Genomic DNA, 12,406 nt, shown 5'->3' on the forward strand with positions numbered 1-12,406 from the left:
ACCTCGCTATCCGATGCGCTCGGCGCGGCCGAGGATGCCTTGTGGACGGAACAGAAGGATGAGGATCAGGACCACCAGCGCCCCGGCATACCTCATGTCGGACGGGATGACGAGGTTCGACATCTCGACCAGCAGCCCGATCACCAGCGACCCGACGAGCGCGCCGAACGCGGTGCCCAGGCCGCCGAGCGTCACCGCCGCGAACATGAGCAGCAGCAGCGTGCCGCCCATGTTCCAGGCGGTCGCGTTCAGGTACAGCCCCATCAGCACCCCGCCCAGACCGGCGAGCGCCGCGCCGAACGTCCAGACGATCCGGATGATCCGCTCGACCGAGATGCCGGACGCCGCGGCGAGCGCCGGGTTGTCCGACACGGCCCGCGTCGCCCGTCCGGTCCGGGTGGCCACCAGGAAGTAGGCGACCCCCGCCAGGACGACGGCGGCGATGATCACCGAGACGAGTGACGTGCGGGTGATGAACACCCCGCCGAACCGGATGGACTCGGGGGTGGCGGTCACGATGCGCAGCGAGCTCGCGCCGAAGAAGAACTGGTACGTGTACTGCAGGGCGATGGCGAGGCCGATCGTGACGATGAGCTGCTGGGTCATCCCGACCCGCCGGGAGCGCAGCGGGTGCCACAGGAACTTGTCCTGGAGCCACCCCGACGCCCCGGCGACGACGACGGCGAGCGCACCCGCCACGACCAGCGGCAGCCCCAGGGTCTGCACACCCAGGTAGGCCATGATCCCGCCGAGCGTGACCTGCTCGCCGTGCGCGAAGTTGCTCAACCCGGTCGTGCCGAAGATCAGCGACAGGCCGATGGAGGCCAGCGCCAGCAGGGTGCCGAACACGATCCCGGCCAGCGCCTGCTGCGCCACGCGCTCCCAGGTCACCCCGCCGCCGCTGGTCGAGCCGGTGGCCGACGTGTCCAGCCCCGGCTCGCCGCCCGCGCCGCCGGTGTCGACCGACTCGTCGCCGGGATCGGGTGCCGGCGCGTCCGGTCCCTCACCTGCGCCGTCGGCGGGCGGCCCGAGCGGGAACAGCGCACCCGCCGCCGCGCCGAGCCGCACGGTCACCACCCGCGGGTTGCCGGCGGGGTCGCGCAGCGTCTGGCCGGGCGGGAGCGTGGACTCGTCGAGCGTCACCGTGTAGTCACCGGCCTCGTCGACGGGCGCCGACCAGCGGCCCTCGGGGCCGGAGGTCACGGTGACCTCGCCGGCGGGTCCCTCGACCGTGACGGCGACACCGACGGCGGGCTCGCCGGCCGCGGTGCGCAGGGTGCCGTTGACGCACCCGGTCGAGGCGTCGGCCATGCACTCGGCGATCGCGGCCCGGGCCGGCGCCGCGGACCCTGGGAGCGCGCCCAGGGTGGCGAGTGCGGCGAGCAGCAGCGCGAGCAGCACTGCGCCCGTTCGAGAGGATCGGTCCGTGGTCACGTGTGGACGCACCGGGGACCTCCGTCCGGTCGTGGGGAGCGATCGGTTGACAGGTGTTCGACCTCGGCGGGCGCAGGCGGCGTCCGGCGAGTACGAGGAGGATAGGGGCGGATTGTGTCGGCTACGTCACCCGCCGCGCTCGGGCGGGGCCGCGGCGTGCTCGGGTCACCTTCTGGAGTGATTCACTGCTGCCCCGCAGGCCCTAGGCTCGGCACCGTTCGGCGCGCAGAACCGTTATGGACTTGTCATCATCGTTGCGTGCGTCGGATGCGCCCGGGGGAGCGCGGCCGTGCTAGCCGATCAACAGGAGGCGGTCCCCGTGCGTCCAGGTGTGCAGGTGCGTGAGGCGATGCCCGAGGACCTCGACGGTCTGGTCGGACTCTGCCTGGAGGCCCGCGCGGAGGCTGCCGTCGGTGCGCAGCTGTGCAGCAACGACGCCGACCGCCTGCGGCACCAGCTCGGCACGCTCCTGGCGACCCCCGGCGGCCACGCGATGGTGGGGCACGTCGACGGCGACCTGGCCGGGCTCCTGCTGACCCGCGTGGTCGGGCCGAGCCCGTTCACCGAGGACGTCAGCCTCCACGTCGAGGCGCTCTACGTCAGCCGGTCCCGGCGCCGTCGTGGCCTGGGTCACGCGCTGCTCACGGCCGCTCTCGCCGTGGCCGACGACGCCGGGGCGGACCAGGTCTTCGCGGTGCCGCTGCCCGGCTCCCGCGGCGTGCAGCGGTTCCTGGCCCGGCTCGGGTTCGCGCCGGCGGCCGCGCACCGGGTGGTCACCACCGAGGTGCTCCAGCGCCGCCTGGCCGCCGACCCGGTCCGCACGGGGTCCCGCCGCAGCACCGGTCGCGGGCTGGAGGACCTCATCGCCCGCCGCCGTCAGGTCCGGTCCGCGACCAGCGGACCGGTGGACCTGCGCGAGCTGCCCGAGCGGCTCGCCGCGCGCCAGGTCGGCGCCGACCCGGGCGCGGACCGGGAGCCCGTCGCCACCGCGGTGACCGCCGATCAGTCGCCGCGGCGGTCGTCGATCAGCATGCACGTCAAGCGGGCGGTCGCGAGCCGGCGCGAGTCGGAGCCGACGACCACGATTTCGTAGGACGCCGTCGCCCGACCCAGGTGCAGGGCGGTCGCGGTCCCGGTCACCAACCCGCTGCGGGCGGAGCGGTGATGGGTGGCGCTCACCTCGATGCCGACCGCGGCCCGTCCCGCTCCGGCGTGGGCCACCGCAGCCAGGGACCCGAGCGTCTCGGCGAGCACGACCGTCGCGCCGCCGTGCAACAGGCCGTACGGTTGGGTGTTGCCCTCCACCGGCATGGTGCCCACCGCCCGCTGCGGACCCACCTCGAGCAGCTCGATCCCCATCCGGTCGAGGAGCGTGCCGCGGCTGCGCGCGCGGAGGTCGGCCAGGGCGTCCGTGTCGGTCATGGCGGATAGGTTGGCACCCGTGAGTGACAACCAGCCAGGCGCCGCGACACCGACCGACGACCAGCCCGCTGTCGACCCCACCGTCCGCCCGCGCCTGCTGCTCGTCGACGGCCACTCGATGGCGTTCCGGGCGTTCTTCGCGCTCCCGGTGGACAAGTTCTCCACGGTCAACGGCGAGCCGACGAACGCGGTCTACGGCTTCACCTCGATGCTCGCCAACCTGCTCCGCGACGAGGCGCCCACGCACGTCGCCGTCGCGTTCGACGCCGGGCGCTCGACCTTCCGGACCGAGCAGTACGCCGAGTACAAGGGCACGCGCGACGCGACGCCGGAGCCGTTCCGCGGTCAGGTCGCACTGATCCGCCAGGTGCTCGGTGCGATGCGGATCCCGGTCCTGGAGAAGGCGAACGTCGAGGCCGACGACATCCTGGCGACGCTGACCACCCAGGCGTTGGGCGCCGGGATGGACGTCCTGATCAGCTCCGGCGACCGGGACATGTTCCAGCTCGTCACCGAGCACGTGACCGTCCTGTACCCGGTCCGGGGCGTGAGCGACCTGTGGCGGATGACGCCCGAGGCGGTGACCGAGCGCTACGGGGTCGGCCCCGAGCGCTACTCCGACCTGGCCGCCCTGGTCGGGGAGTCGAGCGACAACCTGCCCGGCATCCCCGGGGTCGGGCCGAAGACGGCGGCGAAGTGGCTGACGACCTACGGCGACCTGGCGGGCGTCGTCGCGCACGTGGACCGGATCACCGGCAAGGCGGGCGCGTCGCTGCGGGACAACCTCGACCAGGTGCTGCTCAACCGCCGGCTGAACCGTTTGCTGACCGACGTCGAGCTGCCGCTGACCCCCCTGGACCTCACGGTCCAGCCGTGGGACCGCGACGCGATGCTCACGGTGTTCGACGCCCTCGAGTTCCGGGTGCTGCGCGAGCGGATGTTCGCGATGGTGATGGCCGAGCAGGCTCCGCCCGAGCCCGTCGAGGCCGGTGAGCTGACGCTGGAGACCCCCGCCGTCGGCGCGCTCGGCCCGTGGCTGGGGGCGCGCGCCGCGGGCCGCGTCGCCGTCGACGTCCGAGGCAAGGGCACGCCGTCCGGCGGTGACGCGTGGACCGTCGCGATCGTGGACGACGCCGGGGTCGGGACGGTCGTGGACCTGGCCGAAATCACGCCCGAGGACGAGGCGGCGCTCGGCGCCTGGCTCTCCGACCCGCACGTCGAGCTGACCGTCCACGGCGCCAAGTCGGCGTGGCACGCCCTGGCCGCTCGCGGCCTGACGCTGGCCGGGGTGACGTTCGACGTCGAGCTGGCCGCGTACCTGTGCGAGCCGGACCGGCGCGGCTACGACCTGGCCGAGCTGACGTTCTCCTACCTGCGCCGCGAGCTGACCGCCGACGCCGCCGGGTCGGGCGACCAGGGGTCGCTCGACCTCGCGCTCGACGGCAGCGACGAGGTCCGGCGGGCCGCGGTGCGGGCCGCGGCCGTGGCGGACCTGACCGAGCTGCTCACCGATGAGCTCGACGCGCGCGGCGCCACCCGGCTGCTGGCCGACGTCGAGCTGCCGCTCGTCGACGTGCTCGGCCGGATGGAGCGGACCGGGATCGCGGCGGACACCGACCACCTCGCCGAGCTCGAGCGGTACTTCGGCGGGATCGTGGCCAGCGAGGCCGCCGACGCCTACGCGGCCATCGGCCGGGAGGTGAACCTCGGCTCGCCCAAGCAGTTGCAGGAGGTCCTGTTCGACCAGCTCGGCATGCCGAAGACGAAGAAGATCAAGTCCGGCTGGACGACCGACGCCGCCGCGCTGACGGACCTGTACGCCCGCACGGAGCACCCCTTCCTCCAGCACCTGCTGGCGCACCGCGACGCCATCCGGCTGCGGCAGACGGTCGAGGGCCTGCTGCGGTCGGTCGCCGACGACGGGCGGATCCACACCACCTTCATGCAGACGATCGCGGCCACCGGGCGGTTGTCGTCCACCGACCCGAACCTGCAGAACATCCCGATCCGCACCGAGGACGGTCGCCGGATCCGGCGGGTGTTCGTGGTGGGGTCGGGGTACGAGACGCTGCTGACCGCCGACTACAGCCAGATCGAGATGCGGATCATGGCGCACCTGTCCGGGGACGAGGCGCTGATCGAGGCGTTCCGCTCGGGCGAGGACCTGCACCGCTACGTCGGGTCGCGGGTCTTCGGCGTCGCCACCCAGGACGTCACCAGTGAGATGCGCTCGAAGATCAAGGCGATGTCGTACGGCCTCGCCTACGGGCTGTCCTCCTTCGGGCTGTCCAAGCAGCTCGACATCGCGGTCGGCGAGGCCGCCGGGCTCATGGAGGACTACTTCTCCCGGTTCGGCGGGGTGCGCGACTACCTGACGGGCGTGGTCGACGAGGCCCGCGCGACCGGGTACACGGCGACCATCCTGGGTCGGCGTCGCTACCTGCCGGACCTGACCAGCGACAACCGGCAGCGGCGCGACGTGGCGGAGCGGATGGCGCTCAACGCGCCCATCCAGGGCAGCGCGGCCGACCTGATCAAGGTCGCGATGCTCGGGGTCGACCGCGAGCTGACCCGTCGGGGACTGCGGTCCCGCCTGCTGCTGCAGGTGCACGACGAGCTCGTGCTCGAGGTGGCCACGGGGGAGCGCGACGAGGTCGAGGCGCTGGTGCGCGAGCAGATGGGCGCCGCGGCGGACCTCTCCGTGCCGCTCGACGTGTCGGTGGGCGCCGGGCACAGCTGGCACGAGGCCGGCCACTGACCCACCCGGTCACGGGGGTGGTGTCGGCAGCGGGGTGGTGTCCGCAGCGGCGGATCCGCCAGCTCGGACGGCGTTTCGCCCGCACGGCGGCCGTGGCGTGCGCCACAGTGTGCGCGGTGGCAACGCGGCCACCTCTGGTGACCCGGAGGCTTCATGTCCGAGCTGGCGCATCCGCCCGATGCGGAGACCGACTACGAGCGTGTGCAGCGCTCCCCGGAGTTCCAGGCGCTCCGGCGCCGGTTCAGGTCGTTCGTCTTCCCGATGACGGCCCTGTTCCTCGCCTGGTACCTGCTGTACGTGCTGCTCGCGGCGTACGCGCCGGAGTTCATGGGCACCCGGATCTCCGGGAACATCACGATCGGCCTGGTCATCGGCCTCGGGCAGTTCGTGTCGACGTTCGTCATCACGATGGTGTACGCCCGCTGGGCGAACACCCACCAGGACCCCATCGCGGACGAGCTCCGCCAGCAGATCGAGGGGCGCGACCTGTGAGCCGCAACGGGGGGACGCTCCAGGCGGCCGCCGAGGCGACCGAGGTCGGCAACCCGGCCGTCAACATCGGGATCTTCGCGGCCTTCGTCGCGGTGACGCTCGTCATCGTCTTCCGGGCGTCGAAGAACAACCGGACCGCGGCCGACTACTACGCCGGTGGACGGTCCTTCACCGGTCCGCAGAACGGCACGGCGATCGCGGGGGACTACCTGTCGGCCGCGAGCTTCCTCGGGATCGCCGGCGCGATCGCCGTCAACGGCTACGACGGCTTCATGTACTCGATCGGGTTCCTCGTCGCGTGGCTGGTGGCTCTGCTGCTCGTCGCCGAGCTGCTGCGCAACACCGGCAAGTTCACGATGGCCGACGTGCTGTCCTTCCGGCTCAAGCAGCGTCCGGTGCGGATGGCGGCCGCACTGGCGACCCTCGCCGTCGTCTTCTTCTACCTGCTCGCCCAGATGGCCGGCGCCGGCGGCCTGGTGGCGCTGCTGCTCGGCATCTCCTCGGCGGCCGGGCAGAGCCTGGTGGTGGCGGTCGTCGGGGCGCTGATGATCCTGTACGTCCTCGTCGGCGGGATGAAGGGCACCACCTGGGTGCAGATCATCAAGGCGGTGCTGCTCATCGCCGGAGCCGCCGTGATGACGGTGTGGGTGCTGGCGAAGTTCGGGTTCAACCTGTCCGACGTGATGCAGGGCGCCGTCGACCGCTTCGGCGAGGGCGGCGAGGCCCTGATCGAGCCGGGCAAGCAGTACGGGGCGAGCGCGCTGACCAAGCTCAACTTCCTGTCGCTGGCCCTGGCGCTCGTCCTCGGCACGGCGGGCCTGCCGCACGTGCTCATGCGCTTCTACACGGTGCCCACCGCCAAGGAGGCGCGCCGCTCGGTGGTCTGGGCCATCTGGCTCATCGGGATCTTCTACCTGTTCACCCTGGTGCTCGGGTACGGCGCCGGAGCGCTGGTCGGCGCGGACACGATCCTCGCCGCCCCGGGCGGGGTGAACTCGGCAGCTCCGCTGCTGGCGTTCGCCCTCGGCGGGGAGATCCTGCTCGGGATCATCGCGGCCGTGGCGTTCGCGACGATCCTCGCGGTCGTCGCCGGGCTGACCATCACGGCAGCGGCCTCGTTCGCGCACGACATCTACGCGTCCGTCCTCAAGCACGGGGAGGTCAACCCCGACGGCGAGGTGCGGGTCGCCCGCATCACGGTCGTGGTCATCGGGATCCTGGCCATCGTGGGCGGGATCTTCGCCCAGGGGCAGAACATCGCCTTCCTGGTCGCGCTCGCGTTCGCCGTCGCGGCCAGCGCCAACCTGCCGACGATCCTCTACTCGCTGTTCTGGAAGAAGTTCAACACCACCGGGGCGCTGTGGAGCATGTACGGCGGGCTGATCTCCTGCATCGTGCTCATCGCGCTGTCGCCGGTGGTGTCCGGCAAGGTCGGCCCCGACGGAGCGAGCCTGTCCATGATCAAGGACACCTCGGTCGACTTCTCGGTGTTCCCGCTCGAGAACCCCGGGATCGTCTCGATCCCGCTCGCGTTCCTGCTCGGGTGGATCGGCACGCAGCTGGGCCGTAGGGACGAGTCGCCGGAGAAGTTCGCCGAGATGGAGGTCCGCTCCTTGACCGGCGCCGGCTCGGAGAAGGCGGTCCTGCACCACTGACCCCGGTCCACCGAGCCCGGTCCGAGCAGCGGCACCCGACGGCGCCCGCGTCCGCCACCCGGCGGGCGCGGGCGCCGCCGCGTCGTGACGGTCCCCGCTGGCTACGGCAGCCGGGTGCAGAAGATGGCCGTGCCGGGCAGCCGGCTGCCGCGCACCGGACCCCAACCACCCCACGTGCGGGTGTGCCCCGCGGGCCACGGCGGCTCGACCAGCCGCTCGAGCACGAAGCCGGCCCCGACCACGTCGGCGACGTGGTCACCCACCGTGCGGTGGTACTCGGCGTACACGACGGCGCCCGTGTCGTCGGTCTCCACGTACGGCCGCCGGTCGAAGTAGGACCGGATCGCGGTCAGGCCGTGCTCGGACGGGTCGTCCGGGAACGCCCACCGGATCGGGTGCGTCACGGCGAAGACCCACCGACCGCCCGGCCGCAGGACGCGGGCCACCTCCGCGTGCACGCGGGCCGTGTCTGGCACGAAGGGCAGCGCCCCGAATGCGGTGAACACGACGTCGAAGGAGCGGTCGGCGAACGGCAGCGCCCGGGCGTCGGCCTGCACGGCCGGTGCCACCACGCCGGTGCGGGCGTCCAGGGTCCGTCCCGACCGGAGCATCCCCGCGGACACGTCGGTCGCCACGGCCCGCACCCCCTGCGAGCGCAGCCACCGCGTGCACTGCCCCGCGCCCGCACCCACCTCCAGCACGTCGCGCGACGGGACGTCGCCGAGCAGCCGGACATCGGCCTCGCGCAGCCCCTCGGGGCACCACCGGAAGTCCGCCGGCCCGAGGAAGTCGCCGTGCTCGGTCAGGTACTCCTGGGCGTTCGCGTCCCACCAGCCCCGGCCGGCGCCGCCGCCGACGTCGTCGGGCACGTCGCGGAAGCCGGCCGAACCCAGGCGGTGGTGCGTCATGCGCCCAGTTTGTCGCGTGACGGCCACGTGACCTGAATGGTCTAACCTCGGCTCTCTGCTGCAGGTCAGCGGTCCCAGGCGCGTCTATGGAGGGTGATCCCTGTGAGGAATTGGCTGAAGGTCGGTGGCGCGGGCGTCGCGATGGCGCTGGCGCTCACCGCGTGCGCCGCGAGCGATCGTGACACGGCGGAGGGCTCGGACAGCACGACGGCGTCCAGCGACGACATGCGGGACACGTTCATCTTCGCCGCCTCGGCCGACCCCGCCGGCCTCGACCCGGCGTTCGTCAACGACGGCGAGTCCTTCCGGGTGGCGCGCCAGATCTTCGAGGGCCTGGTCGGGACGGTGCCCGGCACCGCCGACCCGGCACCGCTGCTCGCCGAGGACTGGGAGGTCAGCGACGACGGCCTGACCTACACGTTCGACCTCAAGGAGGGCGTGACGTTCCACGACGGGACGCCCTTCAACGGTGAGGCCGTGTGCTTCAACTTCGACCGGTGGAACAACTTCACCGGCATCCTGCAGTCCGAGAGCCTGTCCTACTACTGGGGCAAGGTGAACGGCGGCTTCGCCGACACCGAGGGCGGCAAGTACGAGAGCTGCGAGGCCCCGGACGAGAGCACGGCCGTCATCACCCTGGCGAGCCCGCTGCCGGAGTTCATCTCCGCACTGTCGCTGCCGGCCTTCTCGATCCAGTCCCCGACGGCGCTGCAGGAGTACAGCGCCGACGAGGTGGGCGGCGACGAGGCCTCGCCCGTGCTCTCGGAGTACGCGACCGGGCACCCGACCGGGACCGGTCCGTACGTGTTCGACTCGTGGACGCGCGACCAGGAGGTCGTGCTCACCGCCAACGAGGACTACTGGGGCGACCAGGGGCAGATCCGCCGCGTGGTGTTCCCGGTCATCTCCGACGCCACCGCCCGCCGTCAGGCGCTGCAGGCCGGCGACATCGACGGCTACGACCTCGTCGCGCCGGCCGACGTCGCGAGCCTGGAGCAGGACGGGTTCCAGATCGTGAACCGGGCACCGTTCAACGTGCTCTACCTCGGGATGAACCAGGCGAACCCCCAGCTGGCCGACCCGCGGGTGCGGCAGGCGATCGCGCACGCGATCAACAAGGAGGCGCTGGTCGCGCAGACCCTGCCGGAGGGGACCGAGGTCGCGACCAACTTCGTCCCGCCGACGGTCGAGGGCTGGAGCGACGACGTCGCGACCTACGACTACGACCCCGAGCGTGCCCGTCAGCTGCTCGCGGAGGCCGGTGCGTCCGACCTGACCATCGACTTCAACTACCCGACCAACGTGTCGCGCCCGTACATGCCCACGCCGGAGCAGACCTACCAGGCCATCGCCGCGGACCTCACGGAGGTCGGCATCACGGTGAACCCGGTGCCCGAGCCGTGGTCCCCGGAGTACCTCGACCGCATCCAGGGCGGCGCCGAGCACGGCCTGCACCTGCTCGGGTGGACCGGTGACTACAACGACACCTACAACTTCATCGGCGTCTTCTTCGGCCAGCCGTCCAACGAGTGGGGCTTCACCGACCCCGAGCTGTTCCAGGCCATCGGCGACGCGCGGTACCAGGCCAGCAAGGAGGAGCAGGTCGCCGCGTACGAGGCCGCCAACGAGGCGATCATGGAGCGGCTGCCCGGCGTGCCGCTCGCGCACCCGGTGCCCTCGCTGGCCTTCGCCCCGGAGGTCGAGGGCTACCCCGCCTCGCCGGTCCAGGACGAGGTCTACAACGTCATCACCATCAACGGCTGACCGACGGCTGAGGAGTAGCACCGTTCGATGGCCCGACTCGTCCTGCAGCGCCTCGCGCTGCTGATCCCGACCCTGCTCGGACTGTCGATCCTGCTGTTCCTGTGGGTGCGCGCGCTCCCGGGAGGGCCGGCCACGGCCCTCCTGGGGGAGCGCGCGACCCCGGAGGCGGTCGCCAACATCAACCGTCTCTACGGGTTCGACAAGCCGCTGCTCGAGCAGTACCTCACCTGGCTCGGCCAGCTCGTGACCGGCAACTTCGGCGTCTCCACCCGGACCGGGGTGCCGGTGCTCGAGGAGTTCCTCGGCCGCTTCCCGGCCACCATCGAGCTCACGGTCGTCGCCCTGGTCATCGCGGTCGGCGTCGGCATCCCGCTGGGGTACCTCGCCGCCCGCCACCAGGGCCGTGCGCTGGACCACACCACCGTGGTGGCCTCGCTGCTCGGGGTCACCATCCCGGTCTTCTTCCTCGCGTTCCTGCTCAAGTACGCGTTCGCGGTGGAGCTCGGGTGGTTCCCGTCCGCGGGCCGCCAGGACCCGACCATCGTCGCGACCCACCCCACCGGCTTCTACGTGCTGGACGGTCTGCTCACCCGCGAGTGGGACGCGTCCTGGGACGCCCTCAAGCACCTGTTCCTGCCCGCGCTGGCCCTCGGGTCGATCCCGCTGGCGATCATCGCCCGCATCACCCGGGCGTCGGTCATCGAGGTGCAGGGAGCCGACTACGTGCGCACGGCGCGCGCCAAGGGCCTGCGCCCGCCGCGGCTGCGGCGACGGGTCGTGCTGCGCAACGCCATGCTCCCCGTGGCCACCACGATCGGTCTGCAGGTCGGCCTGCTGCTGTCCGGGGCGGTGCTGACCGAGACGGTGTTCGCCTTCAACGGCATCGGCAGCTTCCTGGCCGAGGCCATCTTCAGCCTCGACTACGCCGTCCTGCAGGGCTTCATCCTGTTCGTCGCCGTCGTCTACGCGCTGGCCAACCTGGCGGTCGACGTCTCCTACGGCCTCATCGACCCGAGGATGCGAGTGCGATGACCACCGACCCCACCGCCCAGACCATCGTCGGCGCGACGGCCGGCCCGCCGGACCACGACCCGGCCGGGGACGACGCCGGCGCGAGCATCTGGCGGGTCGCCGCGCGCCGCCTGCGCCGCAACCCCGGCGCGATCATCGGCGCCGTCATCGTGCTGGTCTTCCTCGCCGTGGCGCTGCTCGCGCCGGTGCTGGCCCAGTACGACCCGCAGGCGCTGCCCGGGCGCACCGAGATCCGGCCGACGTTCATCCCCGGGCCGTCCGACGCCTACCCGCTGGGCCTGGACCGCTACGGCGGCGACCTGCTCAGCAAGCTGATCTGGGGCGCGCGTGCGTCGCTGCTGATCGGGGTGCTGTCGACCCTGCTCGGGCTGGCCGGCGGCGCGCTGCTCGGGCTGCTGGCGGGCGCGTTCGGCGGCTGGGTGGACACCGTGACGATGCGGCTGGTGGACCTCATGCTGTCCGTGCCGTCGCTGCTGCTCGCGGTGTCGATCGCCGCGGTGATCGGCCAGTCACCCAACGCGGTGGTCATCGCGATCGGCGTGGTGCAGGTGCCGATCTTCGCTCGGCTGCTGCGCGGGTCGATGCTCGCCCAGCGCGACCAGGACTACGTTCTCGCGGCCACCTCGCTCGGCCTGAGCCGGCGGACCGTCGTGATGAGCCACATCGTGCCCAACAGCGTCGGCCCCGTGATCGTGCAGGCGACCCTCATGCTGGCGACCGCGGTGATCGAGGCCGCGGCGCTGTCGTTCCTCGGTCTCGGCGGCGGCTCGCCGATCACCGCCGAGTGGGGACGCATGCTGACCGCCGCGCAGAACGAGCTCGAGGTGGCGCCGCGGCTGGCGCTGTGGCCGGGCGCCTGCATCGCGATCACCGCCCTGGGCTTCACCCTGTTCGGCGAGGCGCTGCGTGAGGCGCTCGACCCCAAGACGAGGAAGAGGTGA

10 protein-coding genes are annotated in these 12,406 nt (G+C 72.2%); 7 read left to right on the forward strand and 3 right to left on the reverse strand.

Annotation, left to right across the window (positions count from 1 at the left end):
- Nucleotides 1-6: 6 nt before the first annotated feature.
- On the reverse strand, nucleotides 7-1,434 hold the full coding sequence (locus tag Q0840_RS12640) for a branched-chain amino acid ABC transporter permease (RefSeq protein ID WP_298459903.1): 1,428 nt from the start codon (nucleotides 1,432-1,434) through the stop codon (nucleotides 7-9).
- A 319-nt stretch (nucleotides 1,435-1,753) separates the two neighbouring features.
- Between Q0840_RS12640 and Q0840_RS12645 the strand changes: the two genes are divergently transcribed.
- Complete coding sequence (locus Q0840_RS12645) at nucleotides 1,754-2,527, forward strand: GNAT family N-acetyltransferase (protein WP_298459904.1); 774 nt, start codon at nucleotides 1,754-1,756, stop codon at nucleotides 2,525-2,527.
- Here Q0840_RS12645 and Q0840_RS12650 read toward each other — a convergent pair.
- Complete coding sequence (locus tag Q0840_RS12650; protein WP_298459905.1) at nucleotides 2,437-2,856, reverse strand: PaaI family thioesterase; 420 nt, start codon at nucleotides 2,854-2,856, stop codon at nucleotides 2,437-2,439. The genes Q0840_RS12645 and Q0840_RS12650 overlap by 91 nt on opposite strands.
- Here Q0840_RS12650 and polA point away from each other — a divergent pair.
- The 3 genes from polA (at nucleotide 2,855) to Q0840_RS12665 (ending at nucleotide 7,761) form a co-directional block, all read left to right on the forward strand.
- On the forward strand, nucleotides 2,855-5,614 hold the full coding sequence (gene polA / locus Q0840_RS12655; RefSeq protein WP_298459906.1) for a DNA polymerase I: 2,760 nt from the start codon (nucleotides 2,855-2,857) through the stop codon (nucleotides 5,612-5,614). The two genes, Q0840_RS12650 and polA, sit on opposite strands and share 2 nt — an antisense overlap.
- Before the next feature lie 153 nt (nucleotides 5,615-5,767).
- Complete coding sequence (locus tag Q0840_RS12660) at nucleotides 5,768-6,106, forward strand: DUF485 domain-containing protein (protein ID WP_298459907.1); 339 nt, start codon at nucleotides 5,768-5,770, stop codon at nucleotides 6,104-6,106.
- On the forward strand, nucleotides 6,103-7,761 hold the full coding sequence (locus Q0840_RS12665) for a cation acetate symporter (protein WP_298459909.1): 1,659 nt from the start codon (nucleotides 6,103-6,105) through the stop codon (nucleotides 7,759-7,761). The genes Q0840_RS12660 and Q0840_RS12665 overlap by 4 nt, the downstream gene beginning before the upstream one ends.
- 101 nt (nucleotides 7,762-7,862) lie before the next feature.
- On the opposite strand, the gene Q0840_RS12670 is transcribed toward Q0840_RS12665, so the two are convergent.
- Nucleotides 7,863-8,669 (reverse strand): class I SAM-dependent methyltransferase, encoded by an 807-nt coding sequence (locus Q0840_RS12670; RefSeq protein WP_298459910.1) that lies wholly within the window; start codon nucleotides 8,667-8,669, stop codon nucleotides 7,863-7,865.
- 141 nt (nucleotides 8,670-8,810) lie between these two features.
- Between Q0840_RS12670 and Q0840_RS12675 the strand changes: the two genes are divergently transcribed.
- Genes Q0840_RS12675 through Q0840_RS12685 form a run of 3 tightly spaced genes read left to right on the forward strand, consistent with a single transcriptional unit; the run spans nucleotide 8,811 to nucleotide 12,406 of the window.
- Entirely contained in the window at nucleotides 8,811-10,433 is a 1,623-nt protein-coding gene (locus Q0840_RS12675; protein WP_298459957.1) for an ABC transporter substrate-binding protein, read from the forward strand.
- A gap of 27 nt (nucleotides 10,434-10,460) precedes the next feature.
- Nucleotides 10,461-11,465 carry an ABC transporter permease gene (locus tag Q0840_RS12680; protein WP_298459911.1) on the forward strand — a complete coding sequence of 335 codons (1,005 nt, stop codon included), beginning with the start codon at nucleotides 10,461-10,463 and terminating at the stop codon, nucleotides 11,463-11,465.
- Nucleotides 11,462-12,406: an ABC transporter permease gene (locus Q0840_RS12685; protein ID WP_298459912.1), complete on the forward strand. Its 945-nt coding sequence runs from the start codon at nucleotides 11,462-11,464 to the stop codon at nucleotides 12,404-12,406. The genes Q0840_RS12680 and Q0840_RS12685 overlap by 4 nt, the downstream gene beginning before the upstream one ends.

Source organism: uncultured Cellulomonas sp. (genome assembly GCF_947494015.1).
Classification (GTDB): domain Bacteria; phylum Actinomycetota; class Actinomycetes; order Actinomycetales; family Cellulomonadaceae; genus Pengzhenrongella.

What these genes read in the sequence shown, in the direction of transcription:
- polA (WP_298459906.1), top strand. Translation starts at nt 2,855, where the DNA reads ATGGCGGATAGGTTGGCACCCGTGAGTGACAACCAGCCAGGCGCCGCG.
- Q0840_RS12650 (WP_298459905.1), bottom strand. Translation starts at nt 2,856, where the DNA reads ATGACCGACACGGACGCCCTGGCCGACCTCCGCGCGCGCAGCCGCGGC.
- Q0840_RS12660 (WP_298459907.1), top strand. Translation starts at nt 5,768, where the DNA reads ATGTCCGAGCTGGCGCATCCGCCCGATGCGGAGACCGACTACGAGCGT.
- Q0840_RS12670 (WP_298459910.1), bottom strand. Translation starts at nt 8,669, where the DNA reads ATGACGCACCACCGCCTGGGTTCGGCCGGCTTCCGCGACGTGCCCGAC.
- Q0840_RS12675 (WP_298459957.1), top strand. Translation starts at nt 8,811, where the DNA reads ATGGCGCTGGCGCTCACCGCGTGCGCCGCGAGCGATCGTGACACGGCG.
- Q0840_RS12680 (WP_298459911.1), top strand. Translation starts at nt 10,461, where the DNA reads ATGGCCCGACTCGTCCTGCAGCGCCTCGCGCTGCTGATCCCGACCCTG.
- Q0840_RS12685 (WP_298459912.1), top strand. Translation starts at nt 11,462, where the DNA reads ATGACCACCGACCCCACCGCCCAGACCATCGTCGGCGCGACGGCCGGC.